This window comes from Bifidobacterium sp. RTP21102st3_E2_RTP21102_210122 (assembly GCF_040916945.1).
Taxonomy (GTDB): Bacteria; Actinomycetota; Actinomycetes; order Actinomycetales; family Bifidobacteriaceae; genus Bifidobacterium; species Bifidobacterium longum.
Genome location: NZ_JBCPAN010000007.1, coordinates 1 through 18,970 on the forward strand (window position 1 = coordinate 1; position 18,970 = coordinate 18,970).

Consider the following 18,970-nt stretch of genomic DNA (forward strand, 5'->3'; position numbering starts at 1 on the left):
GACGAGGAGATCGCCAGGCTACAATCGAAGGCAGCCAGCCCGAACACAAGCGTTGCGCTTACAAATTGAACCCGGGGTGTTGCGTAACCTGTGCCCCTGAACGCATGTTCTGCAACCCTGAATCTTCCCCGGTGGCGTGCTCGGGATCCGATTGGGCAGAACTCGTCTGGTCTGAATCCGGGCTGCCGGAATCGGACTCGCGCTTGGCTCGGCGCTCGGCCTCCTTCCGCGCCTTGGCGCCCTCAAAGAACAACTGGGGCTTGGAGTCAAGCCGGCTCAGGCCATGCCAGGCCAAATCCACAATGTATGCAGCCAGCTGCTCCTTGCTCACCTTTGGCCGGTCGGCCCAGTACTGCCCGGTGAATACGGTCATGCCCACCAGCATCTGCGCGTAGTACGGCACGCCCTTGGCAGACAGCTTCTGCCGTTTGAATGTTTCGGAAAGAATGTCTTCAACGCGTACGGCGATGTCTCCCATCAGCGAGCTGAATGAGCCGGACGGGTCGGTGCTCGGCGAGTCGCGTACCAGTACCTGGAACCCCTCGGCATTCTCTTCGATATAGGTGAGGAGCGCAAGCGCCGTGCGTTCCACAATCTGGCGCGGGTGCACGGTCGGATCGTCGAGCGCGGCGGTCAGCGTACCGGTCAGCGCGCGCATCTCACGATCCACAATGACGGCATACAGGCCCTCTTTGCCGCCGAAATGCTCATACACAATCGGCTTGGAGACTTTGGCGTGCGCGGCGATTTCCTCCACGCTTACCGCTTCGAAGCCTTTGGCGGCGAATAGCGAGCGTCCGACTTCAATCAGCTGCTCGCGGCGCTGCAGCGACGTCATACGTGAAGAATGTGCCATGCGGTTCAGCTTAAGTCGCCGGGTGGAATTGTCGGCCTGAGACTGCCGAATTCGTAGGGGATTCCATCTGCGGGCTAGACTTGACAGGTATGGATATGAATACTGTGCTCGCCGTTCTTGGCGTGATTGTGGCGGCGGTTATCGTAATCGCCCTGAGCATCTGGTTGGGCAAGTCCCGCAAGCGCGATTTGGATCGTGCGATGGGCAAGGTTGCCCCCGACAACAAGAAGACCCGCGACGCCAAGGCCGCCGCCGACGCTCGGCTGGCCGCCGAAGCCGAGGAAGCTAAGGCTGCGACTGCCGCCGAGCCGGCCAAGTCAGCCGAATCGGCCAAAGCCGAGCCTGCGCCAGCCGCGCAGGCCGGACCCGAACCGGCAGCTGCGCCCAAGCCCGAGTCCCAACCTGCCTCCAAGCCCACTCCCGCCAAACCTGAAACCCCCGAATCGGTCGGCTCTCGACTGACCCGACTCAAGGCAAAACTTGCCAAGTCCGGCAACCCGTTCGGCAAGGCCCTGTTCGACATCCTCGCCAAAGACAATCTCTCCGAGGCCGATTGGGAAGACGTCGAAGACACACTGCTGCTTGCCGACGTCGGTGCGGATGCTTCCGCCCAACTGGTCGATGACCTGAGAACCGACGCCCGCATCACTGGTAAAGCCGACCCAGCCGAAGTACGCGCCACGCTCAAGGAGAAGCTGCTCGATCTGGTCGGTCGAGATACGGACCGCCGCCTCAATGCCGAAAAGCCGGGTGCCGCCAAGCCCAGCGTCATCATCATGGTCGGCGTCAACGGCACCGGCAAGACCACCACTGCCGGCAAACTGGCTCGACTGTTCGTGGCCGAAAACAAGCAGGTCATGATGGGCGCGGCCGACACCTTCCGCGCGGCCGCCGCCGACCAGCTCGAAACCTGGGGCGCACGCGTCAATGTGCCCGTCGTCCGCTCCGACAAGGACGGTGCCGACCCGGCATCCGTCGCCTTTGAGGCATCCGCCAAGGCCAAGGAAGCGAACGCGGACGTGCTCATCATCGATACTGCCGGCCGACTGCAGAACAAGTCGAACCTGATGGACGAGCTCGGCAAGATTCGCCGTGTTACCGAAAAGAACCTGCCGGTGGATGAAGTGCTGCTTGTGCTCGACGCCACCACCGGCCAAAACGGCATGGCCCAGGCCAAGGTGTTCGCCGAAGCCATCGGCATTACCGGTGTGGTGCTCTCCAAGCTTGACGGTTCCGCCAAGGGCGGCATCGTGGTCAGCGTGCAGAAGGAGCTCGGCGTGCCGGTCAAGCTCGTCGGTCTTGGTGAAGGTCCGGACGATTTGGCACCTTTCGATCCCGAAGGTTTCGTGGACGGCATTCTCGCGTAGACGGTCGAGTTCTTCTCAGTCTCGCTTTGCTCGACAGCTCCCCTCAGCGAGGGGAGCCCTGCGTCCGTCCACGTTGTGGGCGCGGGAAACGCCCGCAACGCACCAAACCTAGCCCCGAAGCATATTCGAAACATGATTCGGGGCTTTCCCATATCCGTTGGAATCATGCCGGAATCAGCCCATCCGATGCCAACCTAACTGTCAGGTGCGCTTAACAATCGCGTAACTTGCCGTAACGAAACCAAAACGAGACCGGCTTTTACTGACGAACTGTTAGCCCCCACAAGGGGGACGGCATTGTAGAGACAAAGTCGACGCCGGCCGCGCAAAGCCCCCGGTGCCCTGAACGAAAGAGAGGGAGGTAGACATGGGAGCGATTGATTCCGGTAACACCGCATGGATCCTGACATCCGCGTCCTTGGTTTTCCTCATGACGCCTGGTGTGGCGTTCTTCTACGGCGGTATGGTTCGTGCCAAGGCCGTCCTGAACATGCTGATGCTTGAGGCGGCCGCCCTGTCGGTCACCATGATTATCTGGACCCTGTGGGGTTGGTCGATTGCTTACGCCGGTTCCGACATCGGAGGCATCTTCGGCGACCCGGCCAGCGGCTTCCTGCTGAAGGACTCCATGGTCGCCCAGGACGGCGTGTTCACCGCCACCGGTCTGAACGGCAACAACTACCCGGTTTCCGTGGACGTCGCCTTCCAGGTCGCTTTCGCGATGATTACCGTCGGCCTGATCTGCGGCGCCATTGCCGAGCGTGTGAAGTACAGCACCTGGATGATTTTCGTGGCGCTGTGGGTCACCTTCGACTACGCTCCTATGGCCCACATGGTCTGGAACGGTGGTCTGCTGTCTGCTGACGGCGCCATCTCCAAGGCCATCGGCGCGGCCGCCCACGATTTCGCAGGTGGTACTGTCGTCCACATCAACGCCGCAGTCGCCGCCCTGATCATCGTGCTCATCATCGGCAAGCGTAAGGGCTTCGGCACGCAGCCGTTCCGCCCGCACAACGTGCCGTTCGTGATGCTCGGCGCCTTCCTGCTGTGGTTCGGCTGGTTCGGCTTCAACGCTGGTTCCGCCTTCGCCGCCAACGGTACTGCTGGTTACGCTTGGGTTTCCACCTCCGCCGCCACCGCAGCCGCAATGCTCTCTTGGGGCTTCACCGAGAAGATTCGCTCCGGTCACTACACCGCCATGGGTGCCGCCTCGGGTATGGTCGCCGGCCTGGTCGCCATCACCCCGGCCGCCGATGTGGTTTCCCCGCTGTGGGCCATCGTGATGGGTGCCATCGCTGGTGTCCTGACCTGCCTGGCCTGCGGTCTCAAGTTCAAGTTCGGCTACGATGACTCCCTCGACGTTGTCGGCGTGCATGGCGTTGGTGGTTTCACCGGCACCATCCTCATCGGCTTCTTCGGTGAAGGCACCGGTCTGCTGGCTGGTGGCGACTGGAAGCAGCTCGTCGTTCAGCTGGTCATCGCTCTCGTCGCCATCCTCTACTCCGCAGTGATCACCGCGATCATCGCCTTCGCTCTGGAGAAGACCATCGGTTGGCGCGTCACCGAAGCTCAGGAAGTCGGCGGCATCGATCTTGCCGACCAGGGCGAACGTGCTTACGATTTTGCTGGTACTGCCAGCTCCGTTCTCAAGGAGGTGAAGTGAAATGAAGCTGATCACCGCTATCATTCAGCCCCATAAGCTCGACGATGTCAAGGAGGCCCTCGCGGCCGCCGGCGTGCACGGTCTGACCGTGTCCGAGGCCAACGGCTACGGCCGCCAGCGCGGCCACACCGAGGTCTACCGTGGCGCTGAATACACTGTGGACCTGATTCCGAAGATTCGCGTTGAAGTGCTGTCCGATGACGCGGATGCTGAAACGCTGGTCGGTGTGATCATCAAGTCCGCCGGCACCGGCACCATCGGTGACGGCAAGGTGTGGGTCGCTCCGCTGGACTCCGTGGCCCGCGTGCGTACCGGTGAGACCGGTTCCGCCGCGATCTGATAACACAGACGTCCATGCTTAGAAGGGGATGGACTGCATAGGAAAGGTCCCCGCACGCCGCGAATTGACGCCGTGCGGGGACTTTTTTTGGCAATGAAAGATGAAGCAATGACTTCAGCAGTAGATGGCTTGAAACAACGATTCATGGATATGAGCCAGCCGGATGACGACGGCGTCTACCGGAATGGTGCGACCAAGCGCAAAGCCCGCACAGAACTGGCCATGCAATGCCTCACTGAGCTGTGGAATGCGGCCTGCAAGGATGTCTCTTTCCCCGTGCCCGACTCCGGCATCGGCTTCGCCGCGGTAGGCTCGCTGGCACGTGGCCAACTGGGCCCCAGCTCCGACCTCGACCTGGTCATCATCTACGAGCCTCGCACGTTGAACGACCAGCAGCTCAACGAGTTGGCCAACAAACTCTGGTACCCGCTATGGGACAGCGGTCTGGACCTCGACCACTCCATCCGCACGCGCGCCCAATGCGAGGAAGTCACCGACCATGACCTTCCCGCCGCCATGGGCTGGCTGGACGTGAAGCCCATCGCCGGCGACACCGCTCTGATCACCACCACCGCCACGTCCATCCTCGAACGCTGGCGCAAGGCCGCCCGCAAGCGCCTGCCCGAACTGCTCGACTCCGCCAAAGCCCGACTCGACGAATTCGGCCGGCTCCAATACGTCAATCAGCCCGACATCAAAGAGGCCCGTGGGGGGTTGCGCGATTCGGTGCTCGTCTCCGCGCTCGCCGCCTCATGGCTGGCCGACCGCCCGCACGGCATTTACGACGAAGCTGTGGAACGTCTGCTCGACGTACGCGACTGCATCCATCTGGTGGCCGGCAAGGATACCAACCTGATGCTGACGCCCTATCAGGCCAAAGTGGCTGCCATGCTTGGCCTTGCCGATCCGACTTGGCCCGAAAACGAGCGTGCCGCCTACTCGATCGACGATCTGCAGACACTGCTTGCCCGTATCGGTCGGCGCATCTCCTTCTCGCTTGATTCCACCGCTTCCCGCGCCGAACATTCGCTGACCCACGAAAAGCCGCGATTCGCGTTCTTCCAGATGTTCTCTCAGCGCTCTGGTGGCAAGCGCGAAGCCCCGCAATTCGACGTGGTGGCTCCCGGCGTGGCCAAGCACGAAGGCGAATTGGTGTTGGCGCCCGGTGCCGAGCCTGCCAAGGATGCCAAGCTGGCGTTGCGTATGGCCGTGGCGGCCGGCGAATTCGGTCTTCCCATCAACCCGTCTACCTTGGTTAATCTGAAGCGCTGCCCGATTCACGACAACCAGTGGGATGACGAATCGCGCGAGCTGTTTATCCGTCTGCTTGCGTGCGGATCGAATCTTATGGAAGTGTGGGAGAGCATCGATTTCGTGGACATTCCGGGTCGATGGATGCCGGAATGGCTCGGCGTCCGCAACCGTCCGTCCGCCTCGGCCGCCCACCGGTACACCATCGATCGGCATATGGTGGAGGTCACGTCGCGTCTGGGTCGTGAGACACCGTCCGGTGGACGGTACGATGACGATCATTTCAAGGCATTGCTGTTGGCCGGTATCACCCACGACATCGGCAAGCGCGCGTTCGTGGCCGATCACGCCGCCGAGGGTGCCCGCCATGTGCCGGTGATTCTCAAGCGTATGGGCTACGCGCCGGACATCGTCGACTGGGCTACCGTGCTGGTGCGTGAGCATTTGACGCTATCCGAATTTGCCACGGGTAAGGACCCCTATGATCCGGCCGTGGCGGAGGAGTTGGCCGACCGCTTGCACCACGACAAGATGCTGCTGGATATGCTGTTCGACCTGACCCGGGCCGACGGCTCCTCGCTCGGTGCCACCGCCGGTGAGACCATCACCAAGCAATACGGCTGGTCCAAGTGGCGCGAACAAATCGTCCGCGGCATGTATTCCGCCGCCCGCGCCGCTATGTAAACGGAATCGCCCAGCGCTTCGCGCGGCCGATACCTACTTCATCCATGCGTCCGAGCGCACGCGTAGTCCGTTGGACAGACCGCGCCCACCCATGAGCACCACGTTGAACGCGGCCCAGAGTACGGCGGTACGCATCAGGTCGCTCGTCAGTGCCGGCGTCACCATATTGGCCAATATGAGTATGAGCGTCACATACACCACGGCGGTCAGCGTGCATGTGACGGCCAGATAGCGGTAGTCGCGCGCGCCGATAAGAATGCCGTCGATTGCCATCATCCAGCCTTGCAGTGGGAAGAAGATGCCCATCGTCACCATGCCTACGGCGATCAGCGTCTGAATATGTGGCGTAGGGGAGAAGAAGTGCCCGGCGAACAGTCCGACTACCGCAAAAGCCGTGCCGATTACCGCGCCGGTGACCAGTCCCGCACGCCCGGTCGCCCGCGTCAGCCGCCGCGCCTGCTGTACGCTGCCAGCGCCCAGCGCTGTGGCCACCAGCGTCTGGCCGGCGATGCCCACGGAATCCAGCATGTTCATCGCAAAATTCCAAGAGGAGTTCACGGCCTGAAACCCGGCCAACACGGCAGTACCCATGCGCGCGGCACAGGCGACCGTAGTCACCATGGCCGCACGAATCGCCAATGTGCGAATGAACAATGGCAGTCCGTCGCCCCCGGCTGCCGCAATACCGGCCAAACGAGGCCGCAGACTCGCACCATCCGCCCGGGACCACAGAATGGCGGGGATTACCAGGAACAGCCCCATGAACCACTGAGCTACCAGCGTCGCCACTCCGGAGCCGGCAATGCCCCAATTCAGCACAATAACGAACAACACATCAAGCACCGTGTTCACCACCGCGCCGCCCACCGCAGCGACCAGCGTGATACGAACCTTCTGCAATCCTCGGAAAATGCCGTTCGCCGCATATACCATCAGCATGCCTGGCGCACCCAGCACGATTGCGCGCGTATAGGTCACGGCTTGTTCCAATACTTCGCCCTGACCGCCCAGTGCCCGGCATAATGGCTCGGCAGCCGCGAACAATCCCAATCCCAGTACGGTGCCGATGCTCAAGGCCAGCCACAGGCCATCAATGCCTGCCTGCAGTCCCTCGCGACGACGACCCGCTCCCAGCAGATGTGCCACCTGCGCAGTGGTCGAGTAGGCCAGGAATATGCATAGTCCGACTGCCGTGAGGATGATGGTGGAGCCGATTGACAGGCCGGCCAACGCCGCATCCCCGATATGGCCGACGATGGCTGTGTCGATAAGGATGAAGGTCGGTTCGGCGATGAGCTGGCCGAAGGTCGGCAGGGCCAGCGCCATGATCCGGCGGTTGGTGGAGCGGGCGTCGGTCGGGCCGTTGCTGACGTTTGTGTTTGCGCCGGCATGCGGGGTGCCGAAGCCATCGCGGCGTGTAGTATCGCCGGAACTGGTGGCTTTGGCGTCGGAAGAGTCTATGGGCACGCTCACACGCATATCACGCCTGACTGCGTTGCGCAAGCACCTGTTGTGGGCGCGGAATGTTATCCCCAGACTATCCACCAAGTTATCCCCAGTATGTGGATAACTTAGTGGATTATCCCCAGAATTATCCCCAAAATGTGGATAACTTATTTTTCTATCCACATTTTGCTTTCTGCGTGTCGCGGCGCTGACTCATAGGTGAATAAGGAATGAACCGATGCGGGCAACCGTTTCGTTTCCATACGATATCGTTCACCTGCCACGCCACATCCTATACTTGGAGGCTATGCCAGAAGGAAGTGAACACTCGTATCAGAATGGGTTCGGCGGTGGCCTGGATCGTGGCGATCGTGGCGATCGTGGCGACCGCGCGGGCCGGGGCGGCACGCAGACGTCGGCGGCGGCCGGCGACCCGATTTTCGACCGCGTGCCCCCGCATGATGACGACGCGGAAATGGCCGTGCTCGGCGGCATGCTGATGAGTAAGGATGCCATCGGCGAGGTCTCGCAGACCATTGACGTCACCGATTTCTACCAGCCCAAGCATCAGACGATCTATAACGCGATCATCGATCTGTTTTCCGCCAGTCAGCCGGTGGACGTGGTGCTCGTGGCCAACCAGCTGTTGGCGGATGGCAACCTCGACAAGGTCGGCGGCGCGGACTATCTGCACAGCCTTGTCGCATCCGTACCGACCGCCGCTAATGCCATGTACTACGCGGAGATCGTCCATCAGCGGGCCATTTTGCGCAATGTGATCGCCGCCGGCACCAAAATCGCCCAGCTCGGTTATTCCGCCGAGGGATCGCAGGCTGAGGATGTGGTTAACCTCGCCCAGTCCGAGATCTACGAGATGTCGATGGGCAAGGTGCGTCAGGACTATGCCGCCATCGGCCCGGTGGTCCACGACGCGCTCGACCAGCTGGACAAACTGCAGCAAGGCCTCGTCAACAAGGGCGTGCCGACCGGCTTCCGCGACATCGACGACGTGACCCAGGGCCTGCAGCCCGGACAGATGGTCGTCGTCGCAGGACGTCCGGCCATGGGTAAGTCCACGCTCGGCATCGACTTCGCCCGCGCCGCCGCGTTGCACCACAACATGACTTCCGTGGTCTTCAGCTTGGAGATGAGCAAGGTGGAGCTCGCTCAGCGTATTATCTCCGCCGAAACCAATATTCCGATGGCCGCCCTGCGCCGCGCCGACGACATCACCCCCGAACGCTGGAACACCCTGAACCGGTTCTGGACCAAGATGCAGAACGCGCCACTGTTCATTGACGACAGCCCGAACATGAGCCTCATGGAGATCCGTGCGAAATGCCGTCGTCTGAAGCAGACCAACGATCTGAAACTCGTAGTCATCGACTACCTGCAGCTGATGACCTCGGGCAAGGCCGTGGAATCCCGCCAGCAAGAGGTGTCCGAATTCTCCCGTGCCCTGAAGCTCTTGGCCAAGGAACTCGAAGTGCCGGTTGTGGCCCTTTCCCAGCTGAACCGTGGCCCGGAAATGCGTAACGACAAGAAGCCGCAGCTCTCCGACCTGCGTGAATCCGGCTCAATCGAACAGGACGCCGACGTGGTGTTCCTGGTCCATCGCCCTGACTTTTACGACAAGGAAGACCGCCCCGGCGAGGCCGATATCATCATGGCCAAGCACCGTAACGGCCCGACCGAAACCTTCCACCTCGCCTTCCTCGGTGCCACGTCCAAATTCAAAGACATGCCGCAGGACTACAACGCCAATCAGGGGGTGTGATGATGGCAAGCAACGTTTCACGCGATGTTTCGCAAGACCAATCGTCCGTGGTGCAGACCTGCAAACCGTGGTATGCGTTCGCCACCGTGGCCGCAGGCCGCTTCGTGCGGTTTGCATCCCGCGTCACCAAACATGGCGGTTCGGCTTTGCCCGGCAAAGTCGTAGAAAAGATTGACCCCGGCTTCCTGACCCGTACGCTCGGGCAGTTGCCGCTTGGCGTGGTATTGGTGTCCGGCACGAACGGCAAGACCACCACCACCCGCATGGTCGCCTCGATGCTCTCCGATCTGGGGCTGAAGGTGTTCACCAATCCGACCGGCTCGAACTTCGTGCGCGGCGTGGTTTCCGCACTGCTTACCGAAGTCACGCTCGGCGGCAAATTGGACGCGGACATCGCCGTGCTCGAGCTCGATGAGGCGTACGCCGTCCACTTCGTCAAGCAGGTCAAGCCCCGTTATGCATTGCTGCTGAACGTGATGCGCGATCAGCTTGACCGATTCGGTGAAATCGACACCACGGCCAAACTGCTCAGCCATGTGGCTGCGGCGACTACCGGCACTGTGGTACTGAACCGCGAGGACCCGCGTATCGCCGCGCTCGCCGCGAAGGCCCCGGCTGGCACCACCGTGCGATACTTCGGCCTCGCCGACGATTTGCGCCGCTATTTCCCGTCCGATGACGACATGGCCACGACCGTGTCGGTGGAAGGTGTGGCCGGGCCGCTCCCCTCAGCCAGAACTCCCCTCAGTCCGCGAAGCGAACTGAGAGGAGCTTCCGCAGGCACGGCAGAACTTCCCGCCGACGTGACACTTACCGCAGTGGGCGACCACAAGGCCACCTTCCAGATGGACGGTCAGGGCTACGCCACCGACGTCAAGCTTGAAGGCGTCTACAACCTGTACAACGCGGCCGCCGCGCTCGCCGTGGTACGTGCGGTGATGCAAGACAATGCCGCCGCATCCAAGGCCACCGCCGCAGCCAACGCCTGCGCCGTGTCCGCCGACGAGCTCATCGCCGCCGTTTCCCGCGTCACGCCGGCTTTCGGCCGTGGCGAGGTCATCGACGTCAACGGTTCCCCGGTCGAACTGCTGCTGGTCAAGAACCCGATGGGCTTCCGCCTCTCGCTCGCCAGCTTCGACCCGGCCAACGCGGACACCATGATCGCCATCAACGACGAATATGCCGACGGCCGCGACATGAGCTGGCTGTGGGACGTGGACTTCACTTCCCTGCGCGCGTCCGGTGTCGCCATGGTTTCCGGCGTGCGTGCCTGGGACATGGCATTGCGCCTGGGGTATGACCAAGTGCCAGTCGCCGATACGAACACCGACCTCGAACAGGCCGTCACCGCATTCGTCAACGCCAATCCCGGCACACGCAAGCACATCTACTGCACCTACACCGCCATGCTCAAAACCCGCGCCGTACTGGGCCGCATCACCGAAGTACGGGACGCGGGCGTGGGCAAGTAACTATCCTCTAGCGCCCGCGCGCCACCTCCCGCCTGCGGGAGGACATGGTGAGGAATAAGACGCTTCCCGTCAGCGGGAAGACATCGACAAGGAGAACGTGACATGGCCAGAACAATTGATGTGGTGTCCCTGTATCCCAAAGACATGAACATCTACGGCGATTCCGGCAACGTGCTGACTATCCGCCGCCGTCTGGAACTGTACGGTTATGAACCGGTCGTCCACCAGTACAATCAAGGCGACGACTGGCCCGACCAGGTGGACCTTATTCTGGGAGGCGGCGGCCAAGACACCGGCCAGAAGAAAATCATCGACGACTTCTACCATCGCGCCGACCTGTTGCGTTCGCTTGCCGCAGACGGTACGCCGATGCTGATGATCTGCGGCCTGTACCAGCTGTTCGGCGAGTACTTTGAAACCGTGGACGGCACCCGTCTGGACGGCATCGGCGTTATCGGTGCTTATACCGTGGGCCAGAACGTGCGTATGATCGGCAATCTTGTTGAGCATTCCGACCAGTTCGGCGATGTGATTGGCTACGAGAACCACTCCGGCCAGACCTTCCTGCGCGAAGGCGTTCAGCCACTCGGCACCGTCAATCAGGACGGCCGAGGCAACAATGGCGAAGACCATACCGAGGGCGCGCGCGTGCACAACGTGATCGGCACCTACATGCACGGCTCGTTGCTGCCTAAAAACCCCGCCATCAGCGATTTCCTTATCGAAACTGCCGTGACTCGTCGTTACGGTACGTTCGATACGTCCGATCAGACCCCCGAACAAGCCAAGGAGCTCGCCCGGCTCGATCAAGTAGCCACCAACGCGCGCAAGGCTGCCGCCGAACGTCCTCGGTGAATTCTCGGTGAGTCCTCGGTAAGTACCAATCAGCGAAAAATCAGTCGAAATCAGTCTGAGGGTCTAGTACATTGCCCTGTTGTTTGCGCTAGGCTTGGTGGTACGAGACATGGCACCAGGCCATGTCGGACCTCGAAGGAGGGGTATCATGGCTGATTTTGATCTTCTGGGTGATGGCCTGCGCAAGGTCCTGCTGGCGGGCATCGGAGCCCTTGCCACCGGATACGAGAAGAGCAGCGAGCTCGTCGACGAACTCGTCAAGAAGGGTGAGATTACGGTCGAGCAGGGCAAGGCGCTGAACACCGAGCTCAAGCGCAAGGTGAGCGAGACGGTGGATGACGCCAAGAAGGCCGCCGCCGAAGCCGGCGACAAAGCTGCTGCCGCAGCCGACACCAGTGCCGCCGACAAGCCCGCTGACGAGGGCAAGGCCGAGTGACCAAGCCCACACGCGCTACGCCGGAATCAGGGTCGACCCCGCTTTCCAGCAGGGTCGACCCTATTCTGACGCCTGCGAAAGCCGAACGTGAGGCGGCGGCGAACCGGTCCGTCGACACGTCGGACACGCTCAAGCAGACCGTTACCAAGGCGACTCCGAGCGTATCCGACGAAACGCTGGCACTGTTCGGACGCAGGAACGATTTCGCCACGCGCTACCATCTGACGCGCCGTGGCAAGATCAAACGACTGGGGCAGATCACCAGAATCGTCGAGCAATTCGACGTGCTGCACGGCCTGACTCCGGTCAAAATGCGCCTCATGTTCGAGGCGCTCGGCCCCACGTTCGTCAAAGTGGGCCAGATTCTGTCGATGCGCTCCGAGATTCTGCCGCAAAGCTTCTGCGACGAACTCGCCAAACTGCGCGCCGACGCCGACCCGATGCCGTATTCCACGGTGTTGGATGTGCTTGCCGCCGAATACGGGCGTCCCGCCGACGAGGTGTTCGCGCATATCGATCCCAAGCCGTTGGGCTCTGCTTCACTGGCGCAAGTGCATCGCGCCACGCTGAAAACCGGCGAAGATGTGGCCATTAAAGTGCAGCGCCCGGGTGTGCGCGAAACCATGGCTCAGGACGTCTCCATCATGCGCTCCATAGCCAAGGCCGCCACTAAGGTGATTCGCACCTCACAGATCGTGGACCTGAAGGGCGTGGTCGAGGAGCTGTGGGACACCTTCGAATCGGAGACTGACTTTCTGATCGAGGCCCGCAACCTCGCCGAATTCAAGCGTTTCGCCGCCCGATTCAAATACATGGACTGCCCGACGGCGTACACCGAACTGTGCACCGAGCATGTGGTGGTCATGGAGTACATCGACGGCATCTCCGTCTCCCACCCGGGCCGGCTCGTCGATGCTGGTTATGACTTGAAGGAGATCGGCACCAAGCTCGTCGACAATTACGCCACGCAGATTCTCGACGACGGCTTCTTCCACGCTGACCCACATCCCGGCAATATCATCATCCGGGGCGGCCAGATCGTACTTATCGACCTCGGTATGACCGGTCGGCTCGACCAGCGCACCCGTGCAGTCCTCAAAGAAATGATTTTCGCCGTCGCCAAACAGGATTCGCCCGCTCTGGCCGAGGGGCTGCTGCGATTTGCCGGCACCGAGGCCGATCCGGAGGACTACCCAGCACTGCTGGCTGATCTGGACGTGATCGTCAAGGAATTCGGCACTGTGGATCTGGCCGAACTGGACATTGCCGCCTTCCTGACCGCACTGACGCAGATGGCCGGCCGCCACAACATCGAGGTGCCCAGTACGGTGACCACCGTCGGCCGCGCGTTGGTTACGCTCGAAGGCTTGCTGGACGAGTTCATTCCTGATGTGAATATGATCGAAATCATTTCCGACCATATCGCCACGTCGAAATCGCTGAAGAACGCCACCAAAGACGAGATCAAGTCGCTGGGCGTTGAGGGACATCAGGCTTTGCATGCCACGCTCGGCACCATGACCGAACTCAAGACCGTGGCCCGTATGCTGACCCGTGGTCAGTTGCGCGTCAACATGGAACTGGTCGGCTCCGAAGAGCCGTTCCAGCTGCTTTCGGATATGGTGAATCGTCTGACGATGGCCCTGATTGTGGTCGGTTTGTTCGTTGGCTCGTCGATTGTCTACTACGCCGGCATGAAGCCGATTATCTTCGGCATTCCGGTCATCGGCTTCATGGGCTACGTCGTGGCCTTCGCCCTCGGCGTATGGATCGTCATCGACATCTACTTAAAGGGGCGCAAAACCAAGAAGCGGTAGGGTATCGATTGATATCAGTCCAGCGGGAGGGTGGATTCGCGCTGGATAAGGTGGCAGGGTACGTAGTCGACACCGTGATGCGGGTTGCCGTCGATGGCATCGACCAAGTATCGTGCCGCACGCCGTCCGATGGTTTCGGTTTCGTTGTCGATCGACGTCAGTGCGGGCCTCGAGCTGGAGGTCAGTACCGACCAGTTATCGTGGCCGATGACGGCGACGTCATCTGGGATGCGCAGTCCCTGCTGCTTGAGCACGTCAATGCAGCCGCGGGCCAACTGATCGTTCTGGCAGACCACTGCATCGAACTTGACCCCTTGGTCGAGCAGCAGACGGGTGGCCGCACGGCCCCAGCCTTCGTCCCATTTGCCGTAACGAATTGGGCCGGCGGGTTCAATACCTAATTCGGAGAGCGCCTCGAGAGCTCCCTTGGTGCGGTCGGTGGCAGCGGTATAGGTTTCGTCGCCGCCGATAATGGCGATGTGCCGGCGGCCACACGAGATGAGATGGTTGATGGCCATGCGGCCGGCGTCCACGTTGTCGCAAGTGACCGAGCAGTCTTTGGGGTCGGTGGAGGGGCCGTAGACGTAGACCAGTGGCACGCCCCAGTCATGGCCAAGCGTGGGCCTGGGGTTGGTCTCGCACTGCACGATGAGCAGTCCGTCGACCTTGAGGGACAGCAGTTTCTCGACATGCTGACGTTCCAAGGCGGCGTCGCCACGAGCGTTGGCCAACAATACTGAGGTCGATTGGGCTCGCAACTCGTTCTCCGCGCCGATAAGAATCGGTGTGGAGAAACGACCCTGCAGATCGGAGGTGACCAGGCCGATAGTGCCGGTGGTGCCGCGGGCTAGGGATTGGGCGAGTTTGTTGGGGGAGTAGTTGAGCTGGCGGGCGGCGTCCAGAACGCGCTGCTTGGTTTCTTCGCTAATGCGGGGCTTGTTGTGCAGTGCCTTGGACGCAGTGGCCAAAGAGACTCCCGCCAAGGCGGCAACGTCTTCGAGCCGTGCCGCGCGTCCGGTCAATGTCTGGGCCATAATGCCTCGATTCCTCGTTTCTTTCTCAGCAGTATATTGCTGCACTCTTTCGTGCGAAAGTAGTGATTGTACCGATACCCCTTTGTATTGTTTTCTATTGTAGACATGACGCGAAAACTTTCGCAAGTCTATTTTTTGGCGTGGCGCAGTGATCATTTTTGTGCGATTGAAAAGAGAATGAAAGAAAGTGTTGTGTTCACGTTCGAATATGTTGGCTTTTGGCGACACGCCGTAAGAAAGCGCTAAAAATAAGTGTTTGTTTGAATCAAACAATCGCGCAAAATGCATATCAAACCTGTTCGATATGCGAAAATATGCGAAAGTGCGAAAGCGTTTTTGCAAAAATGGCGATGTTCGTTTATATTGAGAAAAGGCTTTCGCAGTGTTACCTGTTCCGAGCAAAGGAGCGAGCAGGGCGAAGACCAAGGAGGCGGACCGTCCGCCACCGCCTCTCATAGTTGAGCGGATAAATAGAGAAAGAAGCGAACATGGTGTCTTTCAATAAACTGACCCGTACTCTTGCTGGCATCGCTGCCGCCGCGTTGATTGTTCCGCTGGCCGCCTGTGGTGGCTCCGGCAATGGCGGTACCGCCACCGCCGAAGGCATCCCGGCCAAGGGCACCGACGATGGCACCGAGATCACCCTGTGGACCCGTTCCCCGCTGGAGCGTCAGGCCAAGAACGTGGTCGAGGCTTACAACAAGAGCCACAAGAACCAGGTCAAGCTCGAGATCATCCCGAACGACGATATGGAAGGCAAGGTCGGCGGTGCTTCGCAGACCGACTCTCTGCCTGACATCCTCGCCGGCGACGTGGTCCGTATTCCGTACTGGGCTTCCGAGGGCATCTTCACTGACATCACCAAGCAGATCGACGGTCTGGACAACAAGGCCGACCTGCAGCAGGGCCACATCGAAGCCGGTACTGTTGACGGCACCGAGTACACCCTGCCGTTCATCACCGATGTTTCCGTGATGGTCTGGAACAAGGCCCTGTACAAGGAAGCCGGTCTGGACCCGGAGCAGGGCCCGAAGTCCATCGCTGAGTTCACCGAGCAGGCCAAGAAGGTCGCCGCCCTCAACAAGGATGGCGTCGCAGGCTCCTACCTCGCCGGTCAGTCCGGTGGTGCTCTGGTCTTCGACCTCTTCCCGTCCGTGTGGGCTGACGGCGAATCCGTCATGAACAAGGATGGCTCCGAGGCCACCCTGGACAACGACTCCATGAAGGGCGTCTTGGACGCTTACAAGGAGCTGGCCAACACCACCAACGGCCTGGGTGCAGGCTCCAAGGAAGAGACCGGTGCCACTTGGACCGCTCCGTTCGCGAACGGCAAGATTGGCGTTATGCCTTACCCGAACACCTCCACCACTGCTCTGTTCGATGCTGAGAAGGACGGAGGCTTCGAGGTCGGCGTCGCTCCGATCCCGGGCACCAAGGAAGGCAAGACCTCCACGTTCCTCGGTGGCGATGCCATGGGTATCTCCAAGGACTCCAAGCACGTTGCTCAGGCCTGGAACTTCCTCTACTGGCTGATGCAGTCTGACGCTCAGAAGGAAGTCTTCGCTGACCAAGGCGACACCGCCTCCAACATCCAGACCCTGAAGACCGCTTACAAAGACGCTGACCCACGCATCCAGACCATCAACTCCGTGATTATCGACGGCAACGGCCAGACCCCGAAGTCCCCGGCCTTCAACGAAGCCTTCAACGCCGCTGGCTCCCCGTGGCAGCTGCTCGTGCAGAACGCCGTGTGGGGTTCCGGTGACCTCAAGGCCGACAACAAGGCCGTCACCGACGTCCTGTCTGCCCAGTGATTCGGTGGTGATGCTCCTCACCATCACTCATCAAATCACAGCAATAACTGAATAATAACTGAACAGATTGAGCCGGTCCCTCCCTTGTGAGGGCAGGAGCCGGCTCAACCACATAATCGAACTTCTATCTTCTTCTTCATTCCTTCTCTTCCTTCATCACTACATACCTTATGAATGCGGTGTGTTGGCGGGGCTTCGGAGTCCTCCTTCCTCGAAGCCCTGACATCGGATTGCATTCGGATTCCGTGATTACCATTTCACAGTAATTTCCCAAAGGAGAGAGAAACATGTCGAGTGTTTCCAAGAGCGCCGGGGCTGTGCCCGTGCATAAGTCCAAGGCGAAGGCGGCGCAGACCAGGCGAGGTCTGCTGTACGCACTTCCGGACTGGCTGATGATTATCGTCCTGTTCTTCGTGCCGATTGTTCTACTGGTCGTCATGGCCTGCTCTCGTTGGAGCCTGCTGGGTGGCAACCGCGGCGTGAACTTCCCGGACAACTTCGTCAAGGTGTTCGAGAACAAATTGTTCTGGCCCTCGATTTGGTTCACGCTCGAGTACACCGTGATCGTCACGATCTTCCTGTTGGTCCTTGGCCTGGGCATGGCCATGATTGTGCAGGAGAGCTCGAAGTGGAACAACGTGCTGCGTACCTGCTTCCTGCTGCCGTCCGCGACGGGCCTGGCGTCCGCGTCCCTGCTGTTCTACGCCCTGTATTCCCCGCAGGTGGGCCCTGTCACCAAGATTCTGAGCTCGTTGGGCCTGATGCAGGAGGGTGGTTCGGTGCTGGCCACCGGCCAGTCGGCCCTGTGGGCCACGATTATCGTGATTGTTTGGCGTTTCTCGGGCTACTACATGCTGCTGATGATGATCGGTCTGCAGGCCATCCCCGGTGATCTGTACGAGGCGGCCCGCATGGACGGCGCCGGTTCCTGGCGTATCTTCCGCTCCATCACCCTGCCGCTGATGAAGCCGACCATCGTGATGTGCCTGGTCTACTGCGTGACCGGCTCGATCCTCGCGTTCGATCAGTTCTTCATTCTGACCAAGGGTGGTCCGAACAACTCCACCATGACCGTGGTGCAGCTCATCTACAACTTCGCCTTCGATTCCAAGAAGGATCTGGGTATGGCCGCGGCGCTCTCGCTGATCGTGCTGGTGGCCTTGGTCATCATCAACTCCATCCAGATGCGCGGCATGCGCGACAACACCAAGTGAGAAAGGGGAGGTAACACATTATGACTACCCCATTGTGGAAGCGTATCATCGCCCGGATCCTTGAGGCCCTGCTGGCCATCATCTTCATCAGCCCGCTGGTCTGGGTCATCATCTGCTCGTTCAGCCCGCAGGCCGGTTCGGCCCAGTCCAAGGGCTGGGGCGTGGCCAACTACCTGACCCTGTTCGGTTATCAGGAAGGTCTGCCCAAGTACCTGTTCAACTCGGTAATCGTGACTCTGGTCGCGGTCGTGTTCTCCGTGGTCGTCTGTACGCTGGCCGGCTACTCGTTCTCCCGCTTCGACTACCCGGGCCGCAACCTCGGCTTCATGGTCACCCTGTCGATCCTGATGGTACCGTACGCCTCGCTGCTGATCCCGCTGATGGTCTGGTACAAGCAGATCGGCCTGAACGACAGCCTGCTGGGCGTGGGCCTGGTCATCACCCTGTTCCAGCTGCCTATGAGCACGTTCATCATGCGCAACGCGTTCGACGCGATCCCCAAGGACATGGAGGAGGCCGCCATGGTCGACGGCTGCAACAGCCTCCAGGCCTTGTTCAAGATCCTGGTGCCGGTGGTCAAGCCTTCGATGGTTACGGTTGGCCTGCTCGCCTTCCTCGAGGCATGGAACAACTTCATGATTCCGCTGTACTTGAGCTCTTCGTCCAAGTCCACGCTGCCGCTGGCGATGGTGAACATGCGTCAGCAGACCATGGGCGTCATCGATTACGGTGCCACCGAGGCCGGCGTCGTGATCCTGCTGATTCCCTGCGCCATCCTGTTCCTCGCACTCCAGAAGTACTACGTCAAGGGCTTTATGGCCGGAGCTGTCAAGGGCTGACGGCTCGTGCCGCCGGCCCTTGGCTGGGAGCCCGGTGGGCTCCCAGCAAGCTCCGTGCTGAGACGCGACAGCGTCGAAGCCAATACTGAGCCCGGCTGAAACCGG

General features: G+C 60.7%; 15 protein-coding genes. 12 read left to right on the forward strand and 3 right to left on the reverse strand.

Annotated features, from left to right (window positions below):
- Positions 1 to 58: 58 nt before the first annotated feature.
- Positions 59 to 838 carry a TetR/AcrR family transcriptional regulator gene (locus tag AB5287_RS08415; RefSeq protein ID WP_368221089.1) on the reverse strand — a complete coding sequence of 260 codons (780 nt, stop codon included), beginning with the start codon at positions 836 to 838 and terminating at the stop codon, positions 59 to 61.
- 107 nt (positions 839 to 945) lie between these two features.
- Here AB5287_RS08415 and ftsY point away from each other — a divergent pair, with 107 nt between their 5' ends.
- The 4 genes from ftsY to AB5287_RS08435 all read left to right on the forward strand — a co-directional run bounded on the left by ftsY (position 946) and on the right by AB5287_RS08435 (position 6,161).
- Positions 946 to 2,223, forward strand: a complete 1,278-nt coding sequence (gene ftsY / locus AB5287_RS08420) for a signal recognition particle-docking protein FtsY (protein WP_368221048.1) — start codon at positions 946 to 948, stop codon at positions 2,221 to 2,223.
- Between the two features lie 367 nt (positions 2,224 to 2,590).
- On the forward strand, positions 2,591 to 3,886 hold the full coding sequence (locus tag AB5287_RS08425) for an ammonium transporter (RefSeq protein ID WP_003828095.1): 1,296 nt from the start codon (positions 2,591 to 2,593) through the stop codon (positions 3,884 to 3,886).
- Position 3,887: 1 nt separating this feature from the next.
- Positions 3,888 to 4,226, forward strand: coding sequence for a P-II family nitrogen regulator (locus AB5287_RS08430; RefSeq protein WP_007051565.1), 339 nt, complete (start codon positions 3,888 to 3,890; stop codon positions 4,224 to 4,226).
- Positions 4,227 to 4,334: 108 nt separating this feature from the next.
- Positions 4,335 to 6,161 carry a nucleotidyltransferase domain-containing protein gene (locus tag AB5287_RS08435; RefSeq protein ID WP_007058100.1) on the forward strand — a complete coding sequence of 609 codons (1,827 nt, stop codon included), beginning with the start codon at positions 4,335 to 4,337 and terminating at the stop codon, positions 6,159 to 6,161.
- Positions 6,162 to 6,194: 33 nt separating this feature from the next.
- On the opposite strand, the gene AB5287_RS08440 is transcribed toward AB5287_RS08435, so the two are convergent.
- Positions 6,195 to 7,640 carry an MATE family efflux transporter gene (locus AB5287_RS08440; protein ID WP_165506988.1) on the reverse strand — a complete coding sequence of 482 codons (1,446 nt, stop codon included), beginning with the start codon at positions 7,638 to 7,640 and terminating at the stop codon, positions 6,195 to 6,197.
- A 205-nt stretch (positions 7,641 to 7,845) separates the two neighbouring features.
- Here AB5287_RS08440 and dnaB point away from each other — a divergent pair, with 205 nt between their 5' ends.
- From dnaB to AB5287_RS08465, 5 genes are all read left to right on the forward strand, one after another.
- Positions 7,846 to 9,384 carry a replicative DNA helicase gene (gene dnaB / locus AB5287_RS08445; RefSeq protein WP_368221051.1) on the forward strand — a complete coding sequence of 513 codons (1,539 nt, stop codon included), beginning with the start codon at positions 7,846 to 7,848 and terminating at the stop codon, positions 9,382 to 9,384.
- Positions 9,384 to 10,856, forward strand: a complete 1,473-nt coding sequence (locus tag AB5287_RS08450) for a Mur ligase family protein (RefSeq protein WP_007054730.1) — start codon at positions 9,384 to 9,386, stop codon at positions 10,854 to 10,856. Before dnaB ends, AB5287_RS08450 begins: the two co-directional genes overlap by 1 nt.
- A 102-nt stretch (positions 10,857 to 10,958) precedes the next feature.
- Complete coding sequence (locus AB5287_RS08455; protein ID WP_007051560.1) at positions 10,959 to 11,711, forward strand: type 1 glutamine amidotransferase; 753 nt, start codon at positions 10,959 to 10,961, stop codon at positions 11,709 to 11,711.
- A 148-nt stretch (positions 11,712 to 11,859) separates the two neighbouring features.
- The gene (locus AB5287_RS08460) at positions 11,860 to 12,147 is read left to right on the forward strand and encodes a phasin family protein (RefSeq protein WP_007054731.1); all 288 of its coding nucleotides are present in this window, start codon (positions 11,860 to 11,862) and stop codon (positions 12,145 to 12,147) included.
- Positions 12,144 to 13,964 (forward strand): AarF/ABC1/UbiB kinase family protein, encoded by a 1,821-nt coding sequence (locus AB5287_RS08465; protein WP_007051558.1) that lies wholly within the window; start codon positions 12,144 to 12,146, stop codon positions 13,962 to 13,964. Before AB5287_RS08460 ends, AB5287_RS08465 begins: the two co-directional genes overlap by 4 nt.
- 14 nt (positions 13,965 to 13,978) lie before the next feature.
- On the opposite strand, the gene AB5287_RS08470 is transcribed toward AB5287_RS08465, so the two are convergent.
- Positions 13,979 to 15,001, reverse strand: a complete 1,023-nt coding sequence (locus AB5287_RS08470; protein ID WP_116492359.1) for a LacI family DNA-binding transcriptional regulator — start codon at positions 14,999 to 15,001, stop codon at positions 13,979 to 13,981.
- Between the two features lie 485 nt (positions 15,002 to 15,486).
- Between AB5287_RS08470 and AB5287_RS08475 the strand changes: the two genes are divergently transcribed.
- From AB5287_RS08475 to AB5287_RS08485, 3 genes are all read left to right on the forward strand, one after another.
- Positions 15,487 to 16,812: an ABC transporter substrate-binding protein gene (locus AB5287_RS08475; protein ID WP_286111350.1), complete on the forward strand. Its 1,326-nt coding sequence runs from the start codon at positions 15,487 to 15,489 to the stop codon at positions 16,810 to 16,812.
- Between the two features lie 287 nt (positions 16,813 to 17,099).
- Positions 17,100 to 18,026, forward strand: coding sequence for a carbohydrate ABC transporter permease (locus AB5287_RS08480; RefSeq protein WP_007054735.1), 927 nt, complete (start codon positions 17,100 to 17,102; stop codon positions 18,024 to 18,026).
- A gap of 20 nt (positions 18,027 to 18,046) precedes the next feature.
- Positions 18,047 to 18,865 carry a carbohydrate ABC transporter permease gene (locus AB5287_RS08485; RefSeq protein WP_007051554.1) on the forward strand — a complete coding sequence of 273 codons (819 nt, stop codon included), beginning with the start codon at positions 18,047 to 18,049 and terminating at the stop codon, positions 18,863 to 18,865.
- Positions 18,866 to 18,970 lie beyond the last annotated feature (105 nt).

What these genes read in the sequence shown, in the direction of transcription:
- AB5287_RS08415 (WP_368221089.1), bottom strand. Translation starts at nt 838, where the DNA reads ATGACGTCGCTGCAGCGCCGCGAGCAGCTGATTGAAGTCGGACGCTCG.
- ftsY (WP_368221048.1), top strand. Translation starts at nt 946, where the DNA reads ATGGATATGAATACTGTGCTCGCCGTTCTTGGCGTGATTGTGGCGGCG.
- AB5287_RS08425 (WP_003828095.1), top strand. Translation starts at nt 2,591, where the DNA reads ATGGGAGCGATTGATTCCGGTAACACCGCATGGATCCTGACATCCGCG.
- AB5287_RS08430 (WP_007051565.1), top strand. Translation starts at nt 3,888, where the DNA reads ATGAAGCTGATCACCGCTATCATTCAGCCCCATAAGCTCGACGATGTC.
- AB5287_RS08435 (WP_007058100.1), top strand. Translation starts at nt 4,335, where the DNA reads ATGACTTCAGCAGTAGATGGCTTGAAACAACGATTCATGGATATGAGC.
- AB5287_RS08440 (WP_165506988.1), bottom strand. Translation starts at nt 7,640, where the DNA reads ATGCGTGTGAGCGTGCCCATAGACTCTTCCGACGCCAAAGCCACCAGT.
- dnaB (WP_368221051.1), top strand. Translation starts at nt 7,846, where the DNA reads ATGCGGGCAACCGTTTCGTTTCCATACGATATCGTTCACCTGCCACGC.
- AB5287_RS08450 (WP_007054730.1), top strand. Translation starts at nt 9,384, where the DNA reads ATGATGGCAAGCAACGTTTCACGCGATGTTTCGCAAGACCAATCGTCC.
- AB5287_RS08455 (WP_007051560.1), top strand. Translation starts at nt 10,959, where the DNA reads ATGGCCAGAACAATTGATGTGGTGTCCCTGTATCCCAAAGACATGAAC.
- AB5287_RS08460 (WP_007054731.1), top strand. Translation starts at nt 11,860, where the DNA reads ATGGCTGATTTTGATCTTCTGGGTGATGGCCTGCGCAAGGTCCTGCTG.
- AB5287_RS08475 (WP_286111350.1), top strand. Translation starts at nt 15,487, where the DNA reads ATGGTGTCTTTCAATAAACTGACCCGTACTCTTGCTGGCATCGCTGCC.
- AB5287_RS08480 (WP_007054735.1), top strand. Translation starts at nt 17,100, where the DNA reads ATGTCGAGTGTTTCCAAGAGCGCCGGGGCTGTGCCCGTGCATAAGTCC.
- AB5287_RS08485 (WP_007051554.1), top strand. Translation starts at nt 18,047, where the DNA reads ATGACTACCCCATTGTGGAAGCGTATCATCGCCCGGATCCTTGAGGCC.